The organism is Mycobacterium sp. 1423905.2 (assembly GCF_001673155.1).
In the GTDB taxonomy this organism is placed as follows: domain Bacteria; phylum Actinomycetota; class Actinomycetes; order Mycobacteriales; family Mycobacteriaceae; genus Mycobacterium.
Genome location: NZ_LZLE01000135.1, coordinates 1 through 22,319 on the forward strand (window position 1 = coordinate 1; position 22,319 = coordinate 22,319).

Consider the following 22,319-nt stretch of genomic DNA (forward strand, 5'->3'; position numbering starts at 1 on the left):
GGCCGATCCACCGCTGGCCGTGTTGAACAACCCTGAAATTACGTCACCGGAGTTGCCGAAGCCCGAGTTACCAATACCGGTATTGTTGAATCCCGAGTTGATCAGGCCGCTGTCGCTGGTGAACCCAATGCCCGTATTGACGTCGCCCGCATTCCAGAAGCCCGTATTGGTGTCGCCGGAATTCCCGTTACCGGTATTCGCGTCGCCCGAGTTCCACATGCCCGTGTTGAAACTGCCCGCGTTGCCGAAGCCGGTGTCTACCGTGCCGGAGTTGCCAAAGCCGGTGGATACCGTGCCTGAGTTTCCAAAGCCCGTATTGCCTAGACCCGAGTTTCCGAAGCCTATTGCGCCGCTGCCGGAGTTGCCGAACCCGAAGCTGTTCAGGCTGGCCGGATCCAAAACGTTACTGCCGCTGCTGAAGAAGCCGATATTGCCGCTGCCGGAGTTGAAGAAGCCGATGTTGTTGGTGCCGGAGTTGAACAGGCCGATATTACCGCTACCGGAGTTCAGCAGGCCGGCGAAGTTGATGCCTATCTGATTGTCACCGGTGAGACCGATGCCGATGTTTCCGTTACCAGTGTTACCGAAGCCAAAGTTGCCGTTGCCGAAGTTACCGGCACCGGTGTTGAAGTTGCCGGTGTTGCCGCCGCCCAGATTTCTGATACCGGTATTGCCGAGACCGTAGTTGTCGCTGCCGGTGTTGCCGATCCCAGCGTTGCCGTGCTGGGCCGTGTCACCGAGGCCGTTGTTTCCGAAGCCGAAATTGCCAATGCCTATGTTCCCGGCGCCGAAGTTTTGCCAGCCGTTGTTCCCAAACCCGAAATTCTGCGTACCGATGTTGCCGCCACCGAAGTTGGAGGTGCCGTTGTTGCCGAGGCCGAAGTTCCCGTTGCCCGTGTTGCCGTTGCCGATGTTCAAGCTGCCGAGGTTGCCGATGCCCAGGTTAGGCAACGCCTGCAGCGCTTCGGCCCATGGCGCCAACTGGGCGGCCACCGCTGATGCCCCGGAGTGGTAGGCGCTCATTGCTGATACGTCCGCAGCCCACATCTCCTCGTAGATGCTCTCGGCGGCCGCGATCGCTGGTGCGTTCAGTCCTAACCAGTTCGAGCGCACCAATTGCACAAACGCGTTGCGGTTCGCCTCCACCACCAACGGATGTACTGTCGCCGCTTTCGCGGCTTCAAACACACTGGCTACCGCCTTCGCGTGACCCGCCGCCCCCTGGGCCTGAGCGGACGCGGCGCTCAAGAATCCCGCATACGGCGCCGCCGCAGCCGCCATCGCCGCCGCTGCGGGACCTTGCCATGCCTGATTAGTCAATCCCGACGTCACCGACGCGAAACTTTCGGCCGCGGACCCCAGCTCAGCCGCCAACCCCTCCCAAGCCCCAGCGGCCTCGAGCATCGGGGCGACACCGGCACCGATGAACATTCGCAACGAGTTGATCTCTGGGGGCAATACGGCGAAATTCATCGCTGACCTCCGCATTTCGGTTCGATCGATAGGTAGAAAAGCGCGACGTCGAGACACGTTACGACGACCGTCCGCGCGGCGTGTGCGTTTTGCAAAAACCGTTGCGTAAACGCATGTATTGCGGCATGGCGCTGACGCGGTGCAGCGCGATCGATGCCGCATAAGTTCTTGGACAGACGAGTTCGCCGGAGTTGCTCGACCGGCCGTCCTTGCGTGAGGCGTTCGGCCGCGCCGCTGAGCCGTGGGAGCTGGAGGGCCTATCGCGTTGTTAGCTAGCGACTACTCCAGCTATCTGACCGGCGAAGTCATCTCGGTGTCCAGCGAGCATCCTTGAGCGCATGCTACTTAACCGGTGAGGGCCTTCAGCAGCTGAGTGATGCTGAACAGGCCCACGAACCCGGCGCCGGTGTTCAGCAGCCCGCTGCCGTAGCCGCTGGCGTAGCCAGGCTGAGCGTTCGGTATCACGCCGGGGACTCCATTGTTGAAGAAGCCTGATACGACGCCGTTCAGGCCAGAACCTCCGCTGGCCGTATTGAAAAAGCCGGATGCATTACCGGCGTTGGTCCCGGTGAACGTGTTGTTGAAACCAGACACGAAGATACCGGTGTTGTTGAAGCCAGATGTCGTCGTTCCACCGACGTCGGTGATCGACCCGAAGCCGGTGTTGAAGTTCCCTGAGTTGTAAAAGCCCGTATTCACGCTGCCGGAATTGCCGTCGAAAGTATTGAGGTTGCCGGAGTTTTCCATGCCGGTGTTGAGGTAGCCGGCGTTGCCGAAGCCCGTGTTCCAGTTGCCCGAGTTTCCGAATCCGGTGTTCAAGCCACCCGAGTTCCCGAAGCCAAAGTTGCCTTGACCGGTATTGCCGAAGCCCACACTGCCGATGCCAGAGTTTCCGAACCCGAAGGTCTGAAGCTTGCCAAAATCTGAAGGCAGATTGTTGCCCGAGTTGAAGAAACCGACGTTGCCGTCACCGGAGTTGAAGAAGCCGATGTTGTTGGTGCCGGAGTTCCCGAAACCGATGTTGCCGGTGCCGGAGTTCAGGCCGGTGAAGTGGAACTGGCTCGTCGCGGTGTCGAAATAGGCGTTTCCGATGCCGACTAGGTTGTTTCCAGTCAAACCGAAGCCGATATTGTTGTTTCCGGTGTTCCCGGCACCCTGGTTGCCAATGCCGAAGTTGCCCAAGCCGAAGTTGTTGTTACCGCGGTTACCCAGGCCGACATTGCCGGGAAGGTTCGCGGAAGTGGCGAGGTTCCCTAAGCCGATATTTCCGTTTCCGGTGTTTCCGATGCCGAAGTTGTTATTGCCATGATTTCCGCTGCCGAAGTTGGCGTTGCCACTATTGCCACCGCCGATGTTTCCGCTGCCGGTGTTGCCGTTGCCGATATTGCCGGCGCCGGTGCCGCTGTTGTTGCCATTGCCGATATTTCCGCCGCCCTTGTTGCCGATGCCCAAATTCGGGTCACCTGCGGCGGCGGGTGCAGCACCGGCCGCACCGAACAGCTGTCCCAACCCTGGTAGGCCTTGTAGCGCCCGCTGCCACGGTGCCAACTGGGCGGCTGCCGCCGAAACCCCCGCGTGGTAGCTCGTCATCGCCGCCACATCCGCGGCCCAAAATTCCTCGTAGATACTCTCGGCGGCGGCAATGGCGGGGGCGTTCAGGCCGAGCAAATTCGAGCGCACCAGCTGGACAAACGCGTTGCGATTGGCTTCCACCGCCAGTGGGTGAATCGTGGCCGCACGAGCGGCTTCGAATGCACTCGCGACCACGTCAGCCTGAGCTGCGGCGCCCACCGCTTGCGCTGAGGCGGCGTTGAGGAACCCCGCGTACGGTGCTGCGGCGGCCGTCATGGCGGCTGCCGAAGGGCCCTGCCAGGCTTGGCCGGCAAGTCCCGAGGTCACCGACGAAAACGATTCCGCGGCCGTCGCCAGCTCCTCGGCCAGCCCGCGCCAGGCCGTCGACGCCGCGATCATCGGCGCCGACCCAGCGCCGAGGAACATCCGCAGTGAATTGATCTCCGGCGGGAGAACCGCGAAATTGACCATCGTTGACCTCCATGACCCAGTTGGCCCGAAGCCGGGGCTGCCTGACAGTCAGGGACCATACGACGACGCGCCAGTAAATATGATGGCTTTCGCTGAATTAGCTATGAACAGCCGGATGACGCACCAACTGAGCACCGGAGGTCAGCATCGGCGGCACGGTGCGAGGGCTGATCAGGCCGCCAACTTCTGACGATCGGCCGATTGCCGCGGATACTCGCCGGAGCTAGCGTTCATTGGCCGAGCAAGCGCTTGGTTGATACCCTGGTCAGGTGGAGAAAGCGACCGGCCAAGCTAGTCGGCGAGACGAGCTACTCGAGCTTGCCGCCACTATGTTCGCCGAACGCGGTCTGCGCGCCACCACCGTCCGTGACATCGCCGACGGCGCCGGCATCCTGTCGGGCAGCCTGTATCACCACTTCGCCTCCAAGGAGGAGATGGTCGACGACCTGCTCCGGGGATTCCTCGACTGGTTGTTCACTCGGTACCAGGAAATCTTGGACAGTGAATCCAACCCGCTGGAGCGGCTCAAGGGCTTGTTCATGGCTTCTTTCGAGGCGATCGAGCACCGCCACGCCCAAGTCGTCATCTATCAAGACGAGGCGCAACGGTTGTCCGGACAGCCTCGGTTCTCCTACATCGAGGACTTGAACAAGCAGCAGCGCAAGATGTGGGTGGACGTCCTGCATCAAGGCATCGAAGAGGGCTACTTCCGTGCCGACTTGGACGTCGACCTGATCTACCGTTTCATTCGAGACACCACCTGGGTGTCGGTGCGCTGGTATCAGCCAGGCGGACCGCTCACGGCCGAGCAAGTAGGTCGGCAGTACCTCGCCATCGTGCTGGGCGGCATCACTGCCGAAGCAAAGTAAAGGAGTCTGAAATGCCCGAGGCGTACATCGTCGAAGCTGTGCGTACCGCGGTCGGTAAGCGCAACGGCGCCTTGGCCGGAGTGCATCCGGTCGACCTGGGCGCTTTGGCATGGCGCGGATTGTTCGACCGGACCGACCTGGATCCGGCCGCCGTCGACGATGTCATCGCCGGATGTGTCGACGCGATCGGGGCGCAGGCGGGCAACATCGCCCGACTCTCCTGGCTGGCCGCCGGTTTCCCGGAAGAGGTCCCCGGTGTCACCGTCGACCGCCAGTGCGGCTCCAGCCAGCAGGCCATTTCCTTTGGGGCTCAAGCGATTATGTCCGGAACCGCTGACGTCATCGTGGCCGGCGGTGTGCAGAACATGAGCCGCATCCCGATCTCGTCGGCCATGACCGTTGGCGAGCAGTTCGGCTTCACGTCGCCGACCAACGAGTCCAAGCAGTGGCTGCACCGCTACGGCGACCAGGAAATCTCGCAGTTCCGCGGCTCTGAATTGATTGCCGAGAAGTGGAACCTGTCGCGCGAGGAGATGGAGCAGTACGCACTGACCAGTCATGAGCGAGCGTTCGCGGCCATCCGCAGTGGGCACTTCGACAACGAAATCCTGACGGTGGAAACCGAATCCGGGCCATTCCGAGTAGACGAAGGGCCACGCGAGTCGTCACTGGAAAAGATGGCCGGGTTGAAGCCACTCGTCGAGGGCGGCAAGCTGACAGCGGCAATGGCCAGTCAGATCTCCGATGGCGCCAGCGCGGTGTTGCTGGCCTCGGAGCAAGCCGTCAAGGACCACGGCCTGACGCCCCGCGCGCGCATTCACCACATCAGCGCCCGCGCCGCCGACCCGGTGTTCATGCTCACCGGACCGATTCCGGCCACCCGCTACGCGCTGGAAAAGACCGGGCTGTCCATCGACGACATCGACACCGTGGAGATCAACGAGGCGTTTGCGCCCGTTGTTCTGGCGTGGCTCAAGGAAATCAAGGCCGACCCGGAGAAGGTCAATCCCAATGGAGGCGCCATCGCTCTGGGTCATCCGCTGGGAGCGACCGGTGCCAAGTTGTTCACCACCATGCTCAACGAACTCGAGCGCATCGGCGGCCGCTACGGGCTGCAGACGATGTGCGAGGGCGGCGGCACCGCGAATGTCACCATCATCGAACGGCTATAACTGACCACTTCAAGCACCGGCCACGGACCGGTGCTTGAATTGTCGCGATTTCGGACGTATTCCGACCCCCAGTCGCTAGTATCCCGCTTGTTGCTGATCGGGCAGTGACCGCTTGTTGCCCGCACTTGGTGGAGGTCGGATGGCTTTTGTGATCGTGGTGCCCGCAGTTATGGCAGACGCCGCAGCAGGTCTGGAAGATCTCAACGCGGCGATCAATTCCGCCCAAGCAGCGGCGGCCACGTCGACGACGGGTATCGCCGCGGCCGCCGGTGACGAGGTGTCGGCGGCCATCGCAGCGCTGTTCTCGCAACAAGGTCGCGCATTTCAGGCGCTGAGTGCACAGGCGGCGGCGTTCCACAATCAGTTCGTCGAGGTCCTCAATGGGGCCGCACGCGCGTATTCGATCGCCGAGGCGGCCAATGCGGCCCAGCTGCAAGTTCTGCAGAATGACGCGCTCGCGCTGATCAACGGGCCGACCGAGTCGCTGCTGGGCCGTCCGCTGATCGGCAACGGCAGCGACGGAACCACCAGCGCAACCGGAATCGGATCGGCCGGCGGAGCGGGTGGCATTTTGTGGGGCGATGGCGGGCACGGCGGTGCCAGCTTTGCCGACGGCGTGCAGGGCGGTGCGGGCGGTCCGGCCGGATTGATCGGAACCGGTGGCACGGGCGGGATAGGTGGACCTGGTGCGGCCGGCGGGCGCGGCGGTGCGGGCGGGTTGCTGTGGGGCAACGGCGGCACCGGCGGCGCGGGTGGCTGGACTGGGATCGGCGGCGCCGGCGGCAACGCCATGCTGTTCGGTAACGGCGGTATGGGCGGACAGGGCGGAACCTTCACGGTCAACGCTGCCGGGGTGACCGTCGCCGGGGGAGCAGGCGGGTCGGGAGGAACCGGTGGCCTGCTGTGGGGCAACGGTGGTGCGGGCGGCATCGGCGGCCCCTACGCCCACGGCGGTGCCGGCGGCAGTGCGCAATGGTTCGGTGACGGCGGCGAAGGCGGCATGGGTGGCGCGTTTGCCAATGGTGGTCTCGGCGGTGACGGCGGGCACCTGATCGGCAACGGCGGCGACGGCGGGACCGGCGGCGTCATCTCGGGAATTGGTGCCCCCGGGGGCGTCAGTGGCCAGTTGCTGGGCCACGCCGGGGCTACCGGTGACAATGGCGGCCCCGCCAAGGTCGAGCTGACGATGCATAACACCCGCCCGACGCTGCAAGTCTCCGTCGACGGCGCACCGTTCGCCACAGCAACGGTGGACTCGGGATCCAGCGCACTTCTCTTCGCGCCCGATGACGTCGACTTGCATGCGCTGGGCATCCCCACCAAGACGGGTGTCACCTACGAGTTCGGGGTGCCCGGTGACGAAACGGTCGTCACCTACGACGAGTACACGGCTTCGGTGAACTTCGGGAACGGGATTGCGACCAAGCCGACGACCATCGGTGTCATCACCTCCGAACTCCACAACGGAGTGAAGATCGACCCGGAAACCCTGGTGGGGACCGGAGCCAACACGGTGGACAACGAACGTTTCCCCCTCACTGCCGTGCAGCAGTTGCCGGGCCAACTGGCCCACGGGGTGCTCGTCAACCAGCCCGGAGAGTATTTCCAATTCGGCGACAATCCACTGCCTGCGTTGGCTTCGGTTACCGGGTCGCCGACCACCGACGGGCTGTCCGTGCAGATTGGCTCAGGGAATGTCCAACCTGCTACCGGCGCGTTCGTCGATACCGGCGGGGTCGACGGCTCGATACCCCGTAACCTCCTGCCGGCCGATCTGCAATACCTTGCGGATGGTCAGCCGCTCCCGGAGGGAACGCAAATTTATGTGGAAACCCGCGACGGTCAATTGGTGTACCACCAGGTGGTGGTCGCTGGCGACGAGCCTAAGGTGACGGCTGCCGAAGGCAGCGGTGGTCACTTCAACACCGGAAATTATCCCTACACGCTGATGCCGATCTATACCTCGTACAGTCCTTCTGGTGTCGGCACAACGGTGTTCGACCGGCTGACATGAGTTGATGGCGCCGGCTCGCGTCAGCTACTCCACCAGCGCGGCCGCCGCCTGCAGGTGTTTGATGGCTTCGGTCACGATCGACTCGATCAGTTCGGCACAAGACGGCAGATCGTCGAGGATTCCGGCCACCTGGCCTGAGGCCAATACCCCGGCCTCGGTGTTGCCTTCCACCAGCCCCGCCTTGAGCAGCATTGGAGTGTTGGCCGCCATGACTACTTGCGACCACGTCATCTCTTTGCCGTGGCGCATCGCCAGACCGTCCTGGACCATTGAGCGCCAACTCATCTGGGACATCTTTTTGAACTTCCCGGCGTTGCGCACCGCCGCGGTGAAACCCCTGGCCCGCGAACCGCTTTCCAGCTTCTCCACCAGGCCGGTGCGCAACACCCGGTGTGGCATGCCGTCGACGCGCGTAGTCACCACGGTCCCGTCCAGGGCCGCCTCCAGGTAGCGTTGCTTGACGGCGTCGGGAACGGTGGAATCCGACGTCAACAAGAACCGAGTGCCCATGGCGACCCCGGCAGCGCCGTAAGACAACGCCGCGGCCAGGCCGCGACCGTCGAAGAAGCCGCCGGCGGCGATCACCGGAATTCCGGTGCCCGCCACCGCGTCCAGTACCGACGGCAGGAGCAGAGTGGTCGCGACGGGTCCGGTGTGTCCCCCACCTTCACCGCCCTGCACGATCATGGCGTCGGCGCCCCATGCGGCCACCTTGCGCGCGTGTTTGGCCGCGCCGATCGACGGGATCACCACGGCGCCGGCGTCTTTGAGCTTGGCGATCAGTTCCTGCTTGGGCGCCAGAGCAAACGACGCCACTTTGACACCCTCACGGATCATCAACTCGACACGATCACCGGCGTCGGCCGCATCGGCGCGAATGTTGACGCCGAACGGCTTGTCCGTGGCCGACTTGACCTTCTTGATCGCCGTCGCCAGCTCGTCGAGCGTCATGGTGGCCGACGCCAGAATGCCCAGCCCACCCGCATTGGCGGTGGCCGACACCAGTCGGGCTCCGGCCACCCAGCCCATCCCGGTCTGCACCACCGGATGTTCGACGCCGACCAGCTCGGTCAGCGCAGTGCGGAGCTTCACGAGCGTATCTCCCTGTCTCGCAGCGCCTTCGGGTCGATGACCTCGCGAATCAACCGGAGCTCGTCATCAGTGGGCTGTCGAGTTTCGGCGGCCTCGTCGAGCCCGTGCAGCTCGAAGGAGGTGGCCGCACGGACGTCGTCGGGAGACACCCCGGGATGCAGGCTCAGGGCCCGCATGGAGTGCTGCGGACCACCGAAGTCGAAGACACCCAGATTGGACACCACCCGGTAGACGTTGACGAAGCGGAATGCCGGGTTCTCGGGATCGACTTTGTCGTAGCCGATTCCAGAGACGACATCGACGGTGTCGACGAAGACCCGCTTGGAGTGGTTGCCGACCCAGTAGCTGGTCGCATGGTTGATCGTGTTGCCGGGTGAACCCCGCACGCCGAACATCTGACGGGTTGGCTTCTGCAGCGAGCCGAAGGCCGAGATGTTCTGATTCCCGTAGCGGTCAACCTGATTGGCGCCCATCACGACATGCCGTCGCCCCCACGCCAGCGTCTCGAACACGCGGCCGAACGGCATCCAACCCTCGACCGGGCCGGCCTTGCCCAACGCGGGCGTGTCGGCCAACAGCTGTGCCTCCCCGTCGGTCAGCAGTATGTCGGGGGAGAAGGTGAGTCGAGCCAACCGGGCCCCGACCGACGCCATGTTGGTCATCGGGCTGATCATGATTTCACCGGCGTCGCGGAACAATTCGGCGCAGGCGACGGCACAGATCTCGGCGCGGGTGCTCATTTGGCCGCCTCCTCACCGAAGGCGCGTACCGCGGCTTGGTAATCGTCTTCACTGCCGGACAGGTAGGTGTCGACGAACTTTTGCCAACCCTCATCGGTCGACGCCGCTTCGGCGTAGTGTCGCTGAAATTTCTCGTCTCGACCGTAATCCGGTGCCGCGGTGGTGAAGTGCGCACCGCCGGGTGCTTCCACGACAGCGTCGACCATCATGCGATTGATCAGTAGCGCTTGCGGGGGCACCGCTTTGACGAGCTCCTCGGTGGATACGATCCGCTCCACGGACAGGAAACGCTGGTCGGCAGCCATCAGGAACAGGTCATCGAAGTACGGGTCGATGCCGGTGTAGGCGGCGTTGCCTTGACTGTCGCCAAGATTCAGGTGAGCAAAGGCAGCGTCGAGCCGCAGCGCCGGCATGGCCAGCAGCGTCTCGTGTCCGCCTTCGGGTGCCGGGTAAGGGCTGGTAACCGTGGCGAGCTCGCCCTCCCAGAAGTCGACAACGGAGCTGCCCAGCCCGGCGCGAATCGGCAGGAACGGCAAACGCTGTGCGGCCGCCTGCAATCCGCAGCGCAGCATGCCCTCGTCCATCTCCCGGGCTTCGATCGCGCCGCTGGTGCGGGCCTTGGCGAACCACGGGTCGTAGAAGGGTGGGGAGTCGAGCGAGACAAATCCGTAGTAGACGCGCTTGACCTTGCCCGCCGAACACAATAAGCCCAGGTCGGGACCGCCGTAGGTGACCACTGTCAGGTCGGTGATATCGGTGCGCAGCAGCGCGCGGACGAAGGCCATCGGTTTGCGTCGCGAGCCCCACCCGGCGATGCCGATGGTCATGCCGCTGCGCAGGTGCCCGACCGCTTCGTCCAGGGTGGTGCGTTTATCGGTCATGACTTCTTGCCCTTGGCCGTGCCGGCGAATGCGTCGCGGTGCTCATCGGCGACTCCAGCCAGGTTGAGCTCGAACGTAAACCCTTGCTCCATCCGGTAACTGGAGTTGACCCGTTGCACGTCGATCAAGTTCAGCGCTTCTTTGGCGGCACGGATGACCCGGGTGTCTTTGGCGGCGATGTCGCGGGCCACCCGCAGGGCCGACTCGTCCAGTTCCGCGCGGGGGACCACCTCGTGCACCGAGCCGAAGTGGTGCAGCGTGGCCGCATCGACGGTGGCGGCGGTGAAGAACAACCGCCGCATCAGGTGTTGGGGCACCAGCCTTGACAGATGCGTTGCCGCCCCGAGGGCGCCGCGTTCCACTTCCGGCAACCCGAACACCGCGTCATCGGAAGCGACGATGACATCGGAATTGCCTACCAGGCCAATGCCTCCGCCCACGCAGAAGCCGTTGACCGCCGCGATCACCGGCACCGCGCACTCGTAGACCGCGCGGAACGCCGCGAAGCAGCCGCGGTTGGCGTCGATCAACGCGGTGAAGCCTTCGGTGCGTTGCATCTCCTTGATGTCCACGCCGGCATTGAACCCGCGACCTTCAGCGCGCAGGATCACCGCGTGGGTTTCCGGATCCGCACCGGCAGCCGTGATCACGTCAGCCAATTCGAACCAGCCGCGCGACGGGATGGCGTTGACCGGTGGGTAGTCGACGGTGACCGCGACTATGCCGGGTTCTGGGGTGGTGGATGTGATCGTCAATGGACACTTCCTTTGACAACTACTAGGCCGAGTAACGAAGCAAGCACTTGCTTGGTACACTAGCACAGTGAGTAGCGCCGGATTAGTCCCCGCGATCAACTTCGGGCTGGCCGGACGAGTCGTGCTGGTAACCGGCGGCGTTCGAGGGGTAGGCGCCGGTATCAGCACAGTTTTCGCCGATCAGGGTGCCACTGTCATCACCTGTGCGCGACGGGCGGTCGAGGGCTTGCCCTACGAGTTTCATGCCTGCGACATCCGTGACGAAGATTCGGTGGCACGCCTAATCGGCGCGATCGAGGAAAAGCATGGCCGGCTTGACGTATTGGTGAACAATGCCGGGGGATCGCCCTACGCGCTGGCGGCCGAGGCGACGCACAACTTCCACCGAAAAATCGTCGAGCTCAATGTGCTTGCTCCGCTGTTGGTCTCGCAGCACGCCTACAAGCTGATGCACAACCAACCCGGCGGCGGCTCGATCGTCAACATCTGCAGCGTCAGCGGCCGTCGGCCGACTCCTGGGACCGCCGCCTACGGCGTGGCCAAGGCGGGATTCGAAAACCTCACCACCACATTGGCCGTCGAGTGGGCGCCGAAGGTTCGGGTCAACGCCGTGGTGGTCGGCATGGTGGAAACCGAACAAGCCGAACTGTTCTACGGTGACGCTGATTCGATCGCCCGGGTCGCCGCTACGGTGCCGCTGGGCCGGCTGGCAAGACCGGCCGACGTTGGCTGGGCCGCAGCGTTTTTGGCGTCTGACGTGGCCGCCTACATTTCCGGCGCGACGCTGGAGGTGCACGGTGGCGGAGAGCCGCCGCAGTATCTGGCCGCCTCGAGTGCGAACAAGTAGGAACGCAGAAAGGATCAATGGGTATGGGCTTGGTTGACGGCCGAGTGGTCATCGTTACCGGAGCGGGCCGCGGCATCGGCCGCGCGCATGCCTTGGCTTTCGCCGCTGAAGGCGCGCGAGTGGTGGTCAACGACATCGGGGTTGGGCTTGACGGGTCCGCCGGCGAGAGCCCAGCCCAGCAGGTGGTCGACGAAATTACCGCGGCCGGTGGTGAAGCCGTCACAAACGGTGAAGACATCGCCGACTGGACCGGCGCGGAAAACCTCATTCAGACCGCTGTCGACACTTTTGGGCGACTTGACGTCTTGGTCAACAACGCCGGGTTCATTCGCGACCGAATGTTGGCCAACACCAGCGAAGCCGAGTGGGACGCCGTCGTTCGTGTCCACCTCAAGGGGCATTTCGCCACCCTGCGCCACGCCGCGGGTTATTGGCGGCGGGAGATCAAGTCCGGCGCGGTCGGCGCCGATGATCTCAACGCTCGCATCATCAACACCAGCTCGGCGGCCGGACTGCAGGGCAGTGTCGGACAGGGCAATTACTCGGCAGCCAAGGCGGGCATCGCCGCGTTGACCCTCGTCGGCGCGGCCGAACTGGGTCGGTACGGGATCACCGTCAACGCCATTGCACCGGCGGCCCGGACCCGCATGACCGAGGCGGTATTCGCCGAAACGATGGCCAAACCGGAAGAGGGCGCATTCGACGCGATGGCGCCGGAGAACGTCTCACCCCTCGTCGTGTGGTTGGGCAGCAACGAATCTCGTGACGTTACCGGCAAGGTCTTCGAGGTGGAGGGCGGTCTGATCCGCGTCGCCGAAGGCTGGGCGCACGGCCCACAGGTCGACAAGGGGGCCAAGTGGGATCCCACCGAGTTGGGTCCTGTGGTCAACGACCTACTCGCCAAGTCGCGGCCGCCGGTACCGGTCTACGGGGCGGGCTCCTAGCCGCCGCCCAAACCCATTTCGACGAAGTCCAGGCGCCACAGCGACTGGAACAACCCGCGCGCGAACTTCTCGAACAGTCCGATGGTGAATTCGTCGGTGTCGTCGGCGACCTGCGTGGCGATCTCCCGGATCGTGCGGTGGCCGTCGACCTGCGCAACGAAGGGTAGTTGCGCGGCGTTGAGGCCCATGCTCCATCCCGGCCGAAAGATCTCCGCGCCGGACAGCCCGCAGCGAAACCGCATGCGCGGCACGTAGTTCACGAAGTGAGGCGCCGAAAAATCCACTCGATAAGTTTCTTTGGGGCGATCAGCATGGCACGCGAGGAAGAAATGGCAGCCGTTCGACGTCCTGAGCCGCTCCAGCACCGACCACATCTGCGGTTCCGGTAATGCGCTGAGGGTCTGGTAGAACTCGCTCGTCGGCGCGTGCAGGTTGTCGATATCGTGCGGGTAGTAAGGCGCATTGAGAAACCACCGCTGAAACTCCAGCCCAGCGGAGGTGACCAGGTCGATGCAGTCACCGGTGGTGTAACTACGGTCGCGGCCGTGCAGACAGGTATCGACCAGGCCGGTCTCGGTGTTCAAGTCCGGGGCGATGTCGCGATAAACCAGGAACGGATGGTTGGGGTCGAGCATCGCGATGGTCGCGTTGACCAACCGCAGCGACTCCTCGTCCTGCCGCAAGCCCAGGTCCCGGAAAACCGACTGCATCAACTCCACACCGATGCGTCCGTAGCGGGCATACAGCATCAGCGCGACGACGCCGTCCGGCCGCAGACATCCAGCCAGCGCCTTCATGCCCGTCAAGGGATCCGCCAGGTGATGCAACACTCCGGTCGACATGATGAGATCGAAATCGAGACCCAGCGTATGCACGTTTTCGATTGGCAGACGGTGCAATTCGAGGTTGGTCAGCCCGTGTTTGTCCTTGAGATATTGCTGATGATCCAGTGAGCGCTGACTCACGTCGATACCAATCACGCGCGCCGAGCGGTTCGTATGGGCGATAACGGCGGCCTGGTTACTCCCGCAGCCGGCGATCAGAATGTCGAGGTTGGGACGGTAATCGCGGTTGGGCCAGAAGATCGGGTGCGCGTGGCTGGGGTCGAACCATTGCCAGTCGTTGGTCAGCCACTCGTCGATATCGAGTATCGGTTCGGGATAGGTCCACTTCTCGTATTGCTGGGAGACAACATCGTTGAGCCGGTCATCGATCCCGTCGCTGGTCATCTGCCGTTGCCGTTACGGATCGCAGATGACGATCGGGATGGTGCGGTCGGTCCACGATTGGTAGTCCTCGTAGGAGGGGTACATGTCAACCAGCTGCGGCCAGTAGCGGGCGCGCTCTTCCTCGGTCGCGTCGCGCGCGGTGAGGTCCAACACTTCCTTCTTGATCTGCACCTGCACCTTGGGATTGGCCTTGAGGTTGAGATACCACTGCGGATTCTTGGCGGCGCCACCCTTGGAGGCGGCAACGATCACCCGGTCACCGTCGCGCAGGAAATACAGCGGGCTGACGCGGGGCTGGCCGGATTTGCGTCCGGTCGTGGTCAGCAGCGCAACCGGGATGTTCTGGAACGTTCCGCCCAGTCCCTCGCCACCGTTACGGCGGTACAGGAAGGTGTTGAGGCGCGACATCCACTTGATGAATACGTCGGTCATCGGCGTATTCATGAATCGGGGCGGTGATTTCGGCATGGCGATGATCCTAGGGGTACGGCTAGCGCTGAATGAAGGGGCGGAACCGAGCCTTGATGTGGTGAATCTCAGCTTTGCCGCTGGGGCTCTCCGCGGGGATGACAAACGTCTCGGTAACCCGCCCGACCACCCGTCGACCAGCGATGGATGGCTTGGTCAACACGTCGTACGCCGCGTGCACCTCGTCGCCGACGATGCGGTAGTCCGGCGGCGTCGCATCGGCGATGATCCGATATTGCAGACCCCGACTCAAGCTGCGCCGCAGGTGTTTTCCGGAGAATCCGTTCTTGACACCGAGTTCGGTCCGGGTGCAGTTCGCCGCGAACGGCACGGCTCGACTGTCGTGGCTCACCAACGCATCGATGTATGCCTGCGCCGCCGCGATCCGGCTGCCCTCGGTGACGAGCATCCGACGGCTAGATCCGTTCGATAATGGTGCCGGTCGACAGGGCGCCGCCGGCGCACATGGTGATCAGCGCGGTGCTCTTGTCCGAGCGCTCCAGTTCGTGCAGCGCGGTGGTGATCAGGCGGCTGCCGGTGGAACCCACCGGGTGGCCCAAGGCAATGGCGCCACCATTGACATTGACTCGATCCATGTCGGGCTCGTGCACCCGCGCCCAGGACAGGACCACAGAGGCGAACGCTTCGTTGATCTCGACGATGTCGATGTCACCGATCTTCATGCCGGCCTTGTCGAGCACCTTGGCCGTCGACTGCACCGGCCCGTCGAGGTGGTAGTACGGCTCCGCGCCGACCAGCGCCTGACTGATGATCCGGGCCCGCGGACGCAATCCGAGCGCCCTGGCCTTGTCCTCGTCCATCCACAACACCGCGGCCGCGCCGTCGGAAATCTGCGACGACGTACCCGCCGTGTGGATTCCGCCTTCCAGCACCGGCTTCAGTTGGCTCAACCCGGACAGGGTGGTGTCGCGCAGACCCTGGTCACGGCTGATCGTGACCCGATCGGACGTCGGCTGCTTGTTCTCGTCGAGTGCCGGCGCCTCGATCGGGGAGATCTCGCGGTCGAACCGCCCCTGCTCCCAAGCCTGCTTGGCCTTCAATTGCGACGCATACCCGAATTCGTCGATGTCGTCGCGGGTGATGCCGCGGCGCTTGGCGATCCGCTCGGCCGCTTCGAATTGGTTGGGCATATCGATGTCCCACGACTGCGCACGGATCGCCGAGCGGTCCGGGCCGGCGTTGGCGCCCAGCCCGATGCGGCTCATGGCCTCGATGCCACAGGCGATGCCGACGTCGATGGCGCCCGTCGCGATCAGCCCGGCGATCAGGTGATTGGCCTGCTGGCCGCTGCCGCATTGGCAGTCCACGGTGGTGGCCCCGACGTGTTCTGGCAAACCCGCGGTCAGCCAGGCCACCCGGCTGATGTTGTTGGACTGCTCGGCGAACTGCGTGACGCAGCCACCGATGACCTGCTCGACGTCGCCGGCGTCGACCCCGGCTTTCTCGACGAGTGCCTTCTGCACCGCCCCGAGTAGCTCGGTGGCGTGCAGTCCAGAGAGCCATCCGTTGCGTTTGCCGATCGGGCTGCGGGTGGCTTCAACGATTACCGGGTTCCCCATGTGGCCAGGCTAGAACACGTTTCATTACTCTGACAAGCGAGGATGCTTCGTCGCCTTTTGTCTGCGGTGGAGGCATGTTTTACTGGCATCAGAGCATCACTAGGACAGCTAGTGTCCTGGGATCGTGACACGTAACCCAGTCAGTGCAGACTGTAGTAAGGAGAACCAGCGTGCCCAGCCCTAATCTTCCGCCCGGTTTCGACTTCACCGACCCCGACATCTACACGGAGCGGATCCCAGTCGAAGAGTTTGCCGAAGTGCGGGCGACAGCCCCGATCTGGTGGAACGAACAGGACCCGAACAACTGCGGTGGGTTCCACGACGGCGGCTTCTGGGCAATCACCAAGCTGAACGATGTCAAAGAGGTTTCGCGGCGCAGTGACGTCTTCTCCAGCTACGAAAACGGTGTGATCCCCCGGTTCAACAACGACATCGCCCGCGAGGATATCGAGGTGCAGCGATTCGTCATGTTGAACATGGACGCGCCACACCACACCCGGTTGCGCAAGATCATCTCTCGCGGCTTCACACCCCGTGCGGTCGGCCGGTTACACGACGAGTTGCACGAGCGCGCCCAGAAGATCGCCCAGGAGGCGGTGGCCGCGGGCACCGGAGACTTCGTCGAGCAGGTGTCGGCCGAGCTGCCGTTGCAGGCCATCGCGGGCCTGCTCGGGGTGCCGCAGGAGGACCGCGGCAAGTTGTTCGAGTGGTCGAACGAGATGACGGGTAACGACGACCCGGAATACGCCCACATCGACCCGAAGATGTCGTCGGCTGAACTCATCATGTACGCGATGAAGATGGCCGAGGAGCGGTCCAAGAACCCGGGAGACGACATCGTCACCCAGCTGATCCAGGCCGACATCGATGGCGAAAAGCTCTCCGACGACGAATTTGGCTTCTTCGTGGTGATGCTCGCGGTGGCCGGTAACGAGACCACGCGAAACTCCATCACCCAGGGCATGATGGCCTTCGCCGACTTCCCTGACCAGTGGGAGCTGTACAAGAAGGAGCGGCCCGAGACCGCCGCCGACGAGATCGTCCGCTGGGCCACGCCGGTCACCTGCTTCCAGCGCACCGCGCTGGAGGACTACGAACTTTCCGGGGTTCAGATCAAAAAGGGCCAGCGCGTCATCATGTTCTACCGTTCGGCCAACTTCGACGAAGAGGTCTTCGAGGACCCGTTCCAGTTCAACATCATGCGAAACCCCAACCCGCACGTCGGATTCGGTGGCACCGGGGCGCACTACTGCATCGGCGCGAACCTGGCCAAGATGACCATCAACCTCATCTTCAACGCCGTCGCCGACCACATGCCCGACCTCAAGCCGCTCTCCAAGCCCGAGCGATTGCGGTCCGGTTGGCTCAACGGCATCAAGCACTGGCAGGTCGACTACACCGGCAAGTGTCCGGTCGCGCACTGACGGATCCGAACTGACGATGGACTTCAATCTCACTGCGACACAACAGGCTGTCGCCGATGTCGTGACATCGGTGCTCAACCGCGACAACACCTGGACCGCGCTCGTCGAAGGGGGCGTGGCGGCGCTGCCCGTCCCGGAGCGCCTCGAAGGTGACGGGGTGGGGTTGCCCGAGGTGGCCACGGTGCTCACCGAGTTGGGTCGGCACGGCGCCATCACGCCGGCGCTGGCGACATTGGGTCTGGCGGTGGTGCCCCTGCTGGACTTGGCCTCCGAGGAGCAGCAGGACCGCTATCTGGCCGGAGTCGCCAAGGGGTCGGTGCTCACCGCGGCGCTCAACGAACCCGGCGCGGCGCTGTCCGACCGGCCGTCGACCACCCTCGCCGACGGCCGGTTATCCGGCACCAAAGTCGGTGTGGGATATGCCGAGCAGGCGGACTGGATGCTGGTCACCGCGGACAACGCGGTCGTGGTCGTGTCACCCAAGGCGGACGGTGTGCGACTGGTCCACACCCCGACGTCCAACGGTTCCGACGAGTACACGGTGACCTTCAGCGACGTGGCGGTTGCTGATTCCGATGTGCTTGCCGGCGCGCAGCCGCGCCGGGTAAACCAGTTGGTATTGGCCATGGTTGGCGCGTACGCCGACGGGCTGGTCGCGGGGGCGCTGCGGTTGACGGCCGATTATGTGGCCAACCGCAAGCAGTTCGGCAAACCGCTATCCACCTTCCAGACGGTCGCCGCGCAGCTCTCGGAGGTCTACATTGCTTCGCGCACAATCGATTTGGTAGCCAAGTCGGTGGTCTGGCGGCTGGCTGAAGGGCGCGACGCGGACGACGACCTAGACGTGTTGGGATATTGGGTTTCCTCGCAGGCTCCGCCGGTGATGCAGACCTGTCATCACCTGCACGGCGGTATGGGCATGGATATCACTTATCCCATGCACCGGTACTACTCCACGATCAAGGACCTGACCCGCTTGCTGGGCGGCCCTTCGCATCGTCTCGAGCTGGTGGGAGCGCAATGTTCATCGAACTGACTCCGGAGCAGCGACAGCTGCAGGCCGAGATCCGGCAATATTTCTCCAACCTCATCTCGTCCGACGAGATGAAAGAGATGGAGAAGGACCGCCACGGCGCGGCCTACCGCGCGGTCATCCGCCGCATGGGTCAAGACGGCATGCTCGGCGTCGGATGGCCAAAAGAGTTCGGCGGACATGGATTTGGCCCGATCGAGCAACAGATCTTCGTCAACGAGGCGCACCGGGCCGACGTGCCCCTGCCCGCGGTCACGCTGCAGACGGTTGGTCCCACGCTGCAGCAGTTCGGCAGCGAGTTGCAGAAGAAGAAGTTCCTGCCCGGCATCCTGGCGGGTGAAGTGCACTTCGCCATCGGTTACAGCGAACCCGAGGCCGGCACCGACCTCGCTTCACTGCGTACCACCGCCGTGCGTCAGGGCGACGAGTACATCGTCAACGGCCAGAAGATGTGGACCACCGGCGGACACGATGCCGACTACATCTGGTTGGCCTGCCGCACCGACCCGGAAGCCGTCAAGCACAAGGGCATTTCCATTCTCATCGTCGACACGAAGGATCCGGGCTACTCGTGGACCCCGGTCATCTTGTCCGACGGCGCCCACCACACCAACGCCACCTACTACAACGATGTGCGGGTGCCCGTGGACATGTTGGTCGGTGAAGAGAACGCCGGCTGGCGGCTGATCACCACCCAGCTCAACAACGAGCGGGTGATGCTGGGCCCGGCGGGCCGATTCGCCAGTATCTACGACCGGGTGCATGCGTGGGCATCCAAGCCGGGCGGTGACGGGATCACCCCGATCGACCGCGACGATGTCAAACGCGCGCTCGGTGAGATCCATGCCATCTGGCGGATCAACGAGCTGCTCAACTGGCAGGTGGCCGCGGCAGGGGAGGACATCAACGTCGCCGACGCCGCCTCGACGAAAGTCTTTGGCACCGAGCGGGTCCAGTACGTCGGGCGGCTCGCCGAGGAGATCGTCGGCAAATACGGCAACCCGGCCGAATCGGACACCGCCGAGCTGCTCGAGTGGCTGGACTCGCAGACCAAACGCAACCTCGTCATCACCTTCGGTGGAGGAGTCAACGAAGTCATGCGGGAGATGATCGCCGCCGCGGGCCTCAAAGTGCCCAGGGTGCCTCGATGACAGACATCCAGGACGCCGTCGCCGAGATCAAGGCGGCGGGTGCGGCCAAACCGCGCGCCGGACGCGACCCGGTGAACCAGCCGATGATCAACAACTGGGTCGAAGCCATTGGCGATCGCAACCCGATCTACGTCGACGAGGACGCAGCCCGTGCCGTCGGGTATCCGGGAATTGTCGCGCCGCCGGCGATGATTCAGGTGTGGACGATGTTCGGCCTGGGCGGTCAGCGTCCCACCGACGACCCGCTGGGTCCGATCATGAAGCTGTTCGACGACTCCGGGTACATCGGGGTGGTCGCCACCAACTGCGAGCAGACCTATCACCGCTATCTGCGGCCCGGTGAAGAAGTCAGCATCACCTCCGAGATGGGTGATGTCGTCGGCCCCAAGCAGACCGCGCTGGGCGAGGGCTGGTTCGTCAACCAACACATCATCTGGCGCGTTGGTGACGAAGACGTGGCCGAGATGAACTGGCGCATCCTCAAATTCAAGCCGCGCGAGTCGCAGTCGGCCGCGTCGACGGTGCCCGAAGACCTGGACCCTGACGCGATGATGCGTCCGTCTTCGTCACGCGACACGGCGTTCTTCTGGGACGGCGTCAAGGCGCACGAACTGCGAATCCAGAAGCGCGACGACGGCAGCCTCCAGCACCCGCCGGTGCCGGCGGTGTGGCAGGACCCGGCAGCACCGATCGACTACGTGGTGTCCAGCGGCAAGGGCAAGGTGTTCAGCTACGTGGTGCACCACGCACCGAAGGTTCCTGGGCGCACACTGCCTTTCGTCATCGCCCTGGTGGAGCTCGAAGAAGGCGTGCGGATGCTCGGGGAGCTGCGTAACGTCGACCACGCCCAAGTAGAGGTCGGGATGCCGGTGCGCGCAACGTATATCGACTTCCCGGCCGGCGAGTCGGGCCCGGAGTGGAGCCTTTACGCCTGGGAGCCGGACGCATGAGCGCCCCGACCGTCGAAGTCGGTATGCAACTTCCCGAGCTGAAGCTCTACGGAGATCCGACGTTCATCATCTCGACGGCGTTGGCTACCAGGGACTTCCAGGATGTTCATCACGACCGGGACAAGGCCATCGCGAAGGGCTCCAAGGACATCTTCGTCAACATCCTCACCGACACCGGGCTGGTGCAGCGGTACGTCACCGATTGGGCCGGACCGTCCGCGCTGATCAAGTCGATCGGGCTGCGGCTGGGAGTGCCGTGGTACGCCTATGACACGGTGACGTTCTCCGGTGAGGTCACCGCCGTCGAGAACGGTGTCATCACGGTTAAAGTGTTCGGCCGCAACAGCCTTGGCGATCACGTCATCGCCACGGTGACGCTGACGATTGGAGACGCCTAAGTGTTGTCCGGTAAGGCGGCAATTGTCGGTATCGGTGCCACTGATTTCTCGAAGAACTCCGGCCGCAGCGAATTGCGGTTGGCGGCCGAGGCGGTACGCGACGCCTTAGATGATGCGGGGCTTTCGCCGTCCGACGTCGACGGGCTGACCACCTTCACGATGGACACCAACACCGAGATCGCCGTGGCGCGCGCGGCGGGAATCGGTGAGCTGAAGTTCTTTTCGAAGATCCACTACGGCGGCGGCGCGGCGTGTGCGACCGTCCAGCATGCCGCGATGGCGGTGGCGACCGGCATTGCCGACGTGGTGGTGGCGTACCGGGCTTTCAACGAACGTTCGGGTATGCGGTTCGGCCAAGTGCAGACCCGGCTCACCGAGAACGCCGACTCCACCGGAGTGGACAACTCGTTCTCCTACCCGCATGGCCTTTCGACGCCGGCGGCTCAAGTGGCGATGATCGCTCGTCGGTATATGCACCTGTCGGGTGCGACCAGCCGGGACTTCGGCGCGGTGTCGGTGGCCGACCGCAAGCACGCGGCGAAGAATCCGAAGGCGTACTTCTACGAAAAGCCCATAACCATTGAGGATCATCAGAATTCGCGGTGGATTGCCGAGCCGTTGCGGCTGTTGGACTGCTGTCAGGAGACCGATGGCGCGGTGGCGATCGTCGTGACGTCGGTGGAACGGGCGCGCGACCTCAAGCACCGTCCGGCCGTCATCGAAGCGGCGTCGCAAGGGTCGAGCCCCGATCAGTACACGATGGTCAGCTACTACCGGCCCGAGTTGGACGGCCTACCCGAAATGGGTCTGGTGGGCAAGCAATTGTGGGAGCAGTCGGGGCTGTCGCCGGCCGACATTCAGACCGCGGTGCTTTACGACCACTTCACCCCTTTTACCTTGATTCAGTTGGAGGAGTTGGGGTTCTGCGGTCGTGGTGAGGCGAAGGATTTCGTTGCCGACGGTGCTATCGAAGTGGGCGGTCGGTTACCCATCAACACCCACGGTGGCCAACTCGGTGAGGCGTACATCCATGGCATGAATGGAATCGCCGAGGGGGTTCGTCAGCTGCGTGGTACGTCGGTCAACCCCGTGCCCGATGTCGAGCATGTGCTGGTGACTGCCGGTACGGGTGTGCCGACCTCGGCCTTGATCCTGGGCTAGCGCGGCCCTCTTTCCCCGCCGAGTGTGCGGCTAGCCGCGCATTCGGTGTCGAGTGTGCGGCCAGCCTCACAGTCGAGGCCCAGTGAAGTGACGCA

General features: G+C 63.8%; 21 protein-coding genes and 1 pseudogene. 12 read left to right on the forward strand and 10 right to left on the reverse strand.

Translation table 11 applies throughout. The annotated features are described in order from the left end of the window. Positions 1-1,473: PPE family protein (locus tag A9W95_RS07610; RefSeq protein WP_067410363.1), on the reverse strand; the 1,473-nt coding region annotated here is incomplete at its 3' end. Positions 1,474-1,598: 125 nt separating this feature from the next. Between A9W95_RS07610 and A9W95_RS26090 the strand changes: the two are divergent. Further along, a pseudogene (locus A9W95_RS26090) lies at positions 1,599-1,807 on the forward strand (short chain dehydrogenase); the annotation flags it as partial. An 11-nt stretch (positions 1,808-1,818) separates the two neighbouring features. On the opposite strand, the gene A9W95_RS07615 reads toward A9W95_RS26090, so the two are convergent. After that, positions 1,819-3,516: a PPE family protein gene (locus tag A9W95_RS07615; protein WP_067410366.1), complete on the reverse strand. Its 1,698-nt coding sequence runs from the start codon at positions 3,514-3,516 to the stop codon at positions 1,819-1,821. A 269-nt stretch (positions 3,517-3,785) separates the two neighbouring features. On the opposite strand from A9W95_RS07615, the gene kstR2 reads away from it, so the two are divergent. The 3 genes from kstR2 (at position 3,786) to A9W95_RS28290 (ending at position 7,571) form a co-directional block, all read left to right on the forward strand. Next, a complete protein-coding gene (gene kstR2, locus A9W95_RS07620; protein WP_067410368.1) occupies positions 3,786-4,385 on the forward strand; it encodes a TetR family transcriptional regulator KstR2 in 600 nt (199 codons plus the stop codon). An 11-nt stretch (positions 4,386-4,396) separates the two neighbouring features. After that, positions 4,397-5,557, forward strand: coding sequence for a steroid 3-ketoacyl-CoA thiolase FadA6 (gene fadA6, locus A9W95_RS07625; RefSeq protein WP_067410372.1), 1,161 nt, complete (start codon positions 4,397-4,399; stop codon positions 5,555-5,557). Positions 5,558-5,696: 139 nt separating this feature from the next. Beyond that, positions 5,697-7,571, forward strand: a complete 1,875-nt coding sequence (locus A9W95_RS28290; protein WP_082982955.1) for a PecA family PE domain-processing aspartic protease — start codon at positions 5,697-5,699, stop codon at positions 7,569-7,571. A 24-nt stretch (positions 7,572-7,595) separates the two neighbouring features. Here the strand turns inward: A9W95_RS28290 and ipdC are convergent, their stop codons facing one another. From ipdC to echA20, 4 genes are read right to left on the reverse strand one after another with little or no spacing between them, the layout of a single operon-like run. Beyond that, positions 7,596-8,663 carry a (3aS,4S,5R,7aS)-5-hydroxy-7a-methyl-1-oxo-octahydro-1H-indene-4-carboxyl-CoA dehydrogenase gene (ipdC, locus tag A9W95_RS07635; protein ID WP_067410378.1) on the reverse strand — a complete coding sequence of 356 codons (1,068 nt, stop codon included), beginning with the start codon at positions 8,661-8,663 and terminating at the stop codon, positions 7,596-7,598. Further along, positions 8,660-9,403, reverse strand: a complete 744-nt coding sequence (gene ipdB / locus A9W95_RS07640; RefSeq protein WP_067410381.1) for a cholesterol ring-cleaving hydrolase subunit IpdB — start codon at positions 9,401-9,403, stop codon at positions 8,660-8,662. Before ipdB ends, ipdC begins: the two co-directional genes overlap by 4 nt. Then, a complete protein-coding gene (gene ipdA, locus A9W95_RS07645) occupies positions 9,400-10,284 on the reverse strand; it encodes a cholesterol ring-cleaving hydrolase subunit IpdA (protein ID WP_067410384.1) in 885 nt (294 codons plus the stop codon). The genes ipdB and ipdA overlap by 4 nt, the downstream gene beginning before the upstream one ends. Beyond that, positions 10,281-11,039 (reverse strand): (7aS)-7a-methyl-1,5-dioxo-2,3,5,6,7,7a-hexahydro-1H-indene-carboxyl-CoA hydrolase, encoded by a 759-nt coding sequence (gene echA20, locus A9W95_RS07650; protein WP_067410386.1) that lies wholly within the window; start codon positions 11,037-11,039, stop codon positions 10,281-10,283. The genes ipdA and echA20 overlap by 4 nt, the downstream gene beginning before the upstream one ends. Positions 11,040-11,106: 67 nt before the next feature. Between echA20 and A9W95_RS07655 the strand changes: the two genes are divergently transcribed. Together A9W95_RS07655 and A9W95_RS07660 are read left to right on the forward strand one after the other, a co-directional pair. Beyond that, on the forward strand, positions 11,107-11,886 hold the full coding sequence (locus A9W95_RS07655; RefSeq protein WP_067410389.1) for an SDR family oxidoreductase: 780 nt from the start codon (positions 11,107-11,109) through the stop codon (positions 11,884-11,886). A gap of 23 nt (positions 11,887-11,909) precedes the next feature. Further along, positions 11,910-12,830, forward strand: a complete 921-nt coding sequence (locus A9W95_RS07660) for an SDR family oxidoreductase (protein ID WP_067410392.1) — start codon at positions 11,910-11,912, stop codon at positions 12,828-12,830. Here A9W95_RS07660 and A9W95_RS07665 read toward each other — a convergent pair. From A9W95_RS07665 to A9W95_RS07680, 4 genes are read right to left on the reverse strand one after another with little or no spacing between them, the layout of a single operon-like run. Beyond that, positions 12,827-14,059, reverse strand: a complete 1,233-nt coding sequence (locus A9W95_RS07665; protein ID WP_067410393.1) for a bifunctional 2-polyprenyl-6-hydroxyphenol methylase/3-demethylubiquinol 3-O-methyltransferase UbiG — start codon at positions 14,057-14,059, stop codon at positions 12,827-12,829. The two genes, A9W95_RS07660 and A9W95_RS07665, sit on opposite strands and share 4 nt — an antisense overlap. Before the next feature lie 12 nt (positions 14,060-14,071). Further along, on the reverse strand, positions 14,072-14,527 hold the full coding sequence (locus A9W95_RS07670; RefSeq protein WP_067410396.1) for a nitroreductase family deazaflavin-dependent oxidoreductase: 456 nt from the start codon (positions 14,525-14,527) through the stop codon (positions 14,072-14,074). A 22-nt stretch (positions 14,528-14,549) separates the two neighbouring features. Next, complete coding sequence (locus A9W95_RS07675) at positions 14,550-14,936, reverse strand: hypothetical protein (RefSeq protein WP_067410398.1); 387 nt, start codon at positions 14,934-14,936, stop codon at positions 14,550-14,552. Positions 14,937-14,943: 7 nt separating this feature from the next. Next, positions 14,944-16,107, reverse strand: a complete 1,164-nt coding sequence (locus tag A9W95_RS07680; RefSeq protein WP_067410401.1) for a steroid 3-ketoacyl-CoA thiolase — start codon at positions 16,105-16,107, stop codon at positions 14,944-14,946. A 170-nt stretch (positions 16,108-16,277) separates the two neighbouring features. Between A9W95_RS07680 and A9W95_RS07685 the strand changes: the two genes are divergently transcribed. Genes A9W95_RS07685 through A9W95_RS07710 form a run of 6 tightly spaced genes read left to right on the forward strand, consistent with a single transcriptional unit; the run spans position 16,278 to position 22,224 of the window. Beyond that, the gene (locus tag A9W95_RS07685; RefSeq protein ID WP_067410403.1) at positions 16,278-17,531 is read left to right on the forward strand and encodes a cytochrome P450; all 1,254 of its coding nucleotides are present in this window, start codon (positions 16,278-16,280) and stop codon (positions 17,529-17,531) included. Between the two features lie 16 nt (positions 17,532-17,547). Then, positions 17,548-18,567: an acyl-CoA dehydrogenase family protein gene (locus tag A9W95_RS07690; RefSeq protein ID WP_067410406.1), complete on the forward strand. Its 1,020-nt coding sequence runs from the start codon at positions 17,548-17,550 to the stop codon at positions 18,565-18,567. After that, on the forward strand, positions 18,552-19,715 hold the full coding sequence (fadE29, locus tag A9W95_RS07695) for an acyl-CoA dehydrogenase FadE29 (protein ID WP_067410409.1): 1,164 nt from the start codon (positions 18,552-18,554) through the stop codon (positions 19,713-19,715). The genes A9W95_RS07690 and fadE29 overlap by 16 nt, the downstream gene beginning before the upstream one ends. After that, positions 19,712-20,665 carry a bifunctional MaoC family dehydratase N-terminal/OB-fold nucleic acid binding domain-containing protein gene (locus tag A9W95_RS07700; protein WP_067410412.1) on the forward strand — a complete coding sequence of 318 codons (954 nt, stop codon included), beginning with the start codon at positions 19,712-19,714 and terminating at the stop codon, positions 20,663-20,665. The genes fadE29 and A9W95_RS07700 overlap by 4 nt, the downstream gene beginning before the upstream one ends. Then, a complete protein-coding gene (locus A9W95_RS07705; RefSeq protein ID WP_067410415.1) occupies positions 20,662-21,063 on the forward strand; it encodes a MaoC family dehydratase in 402 nt (133 codons plus the stop codon). The genes A9W95_RS07700 and A9W95_RS07705 overlap by 4 nt, the downstream gene beginning before the upstream one ends. Further along, a complete protein-coding gene (locus tag A9W95_RS07710; protein ID WP_067410417.1) occupies positions 21,064-22,224 on the forward strand; it encodes a lipid-transfer protein in 1,161 nt (386 codons plus the stop codon). The last annotated feature ends 95 nt before the right edge of the window (positions 22,225-22,319 follow it).

Coding starts and splice junctions, on each gene's coding strand:
- A9W95_RS07670 (WP_067410396.1), bottom strand. CDS start 14,527: ATGCCGAAATCACCGCCCCGATTCATGAATACGCCGATGACCGACGTA.
- A9W95_RS07660 (WP_067410392.1), top strand. CDS start 11,910: ATGGGCTTGGTTGACGGCCGAGTGGTCATCGTTACCGGAGCGGGCCGC.
- ipdB (WP_067410381.1), bottom strand. CDS start 9,403: ATGAGCACCCGCGCCGAGATCTGTGCCGTCGCCTGCGCCGAATTGTTC.
- A9W95_RS07700 (WP_067410412.1), top strand. CDS start 19,712: ATGACAGACATCCAGGACGCCGTCGCCGAGATCAAGGCGGCGGGTGCG.
- A9W95_RS07665 (WP_067410393.1), bottom strand. CDS start 14,059: ATGACCAGCGACGGGATCGATGACCGGCTCAACGATGTTGTCTCCCAG.
- A9W95_RS07675 (WP_067410398.1), bottom strand. CDS start 14,936: ATGCTCGTCACCGAGGGCAGCCGGATCGCGGCGGCGCAGGCATACATC.
- ipdA (WP_067410384.1), bottom strand. CDS start 10,284: ATGACCGATAAACGCACCACCCTGGACGAAGCGGTCGGGCACCTGCGC.
- A9W95_RS07680 (WP_067410401.1), bottom strand. CDS start 16,107: ATGGGGAACCCGGTAATCGTTGAAGCCACCCGCAGCCCGATCGGCAAA.
- A9W95_RS07705 (WP_067410415.1), top strand. CDS start 20,662: ATGAGCGCCCCGACCGTCGAAGTCGGTATGCAACTTCCCGAGCTGAAG.
- A9W95_RS28290 (WP_082982955.1), top strand. CDS start 5,697: ATGGCTTTTGTGATCGTGGTGCCCGCAGTTATGGCAGACGCCGCAGCA.
- A9W95_RS07615 (WP_067410366.1), bottom strand. CDS start 3,516: ATGGTCAATTTCGCGGTTCTCCCGCCGGAGATCAATTCACTGCGGATG.
- A9W95_RS07690 (WP_067410406.1), top strand. CDS start 17,548: ATGGACTTCAATCTCACTGCGACACAACAGGCTGTCGCCGATGTCGTG.
- fadE29 (WP_067410409.1), top strand. CDS start 18,552: ATGTTCATCGAACTGACTCCGGAGCAGCGACAGCTGCAGGCCGAGATC.
- fadA6 (WP_067410372.1), top strand. CDS start 4,397: ATGCCCGAGGCGTACATCGTCGAAGCTGTGCGTACCGCGGTCGGTAAG.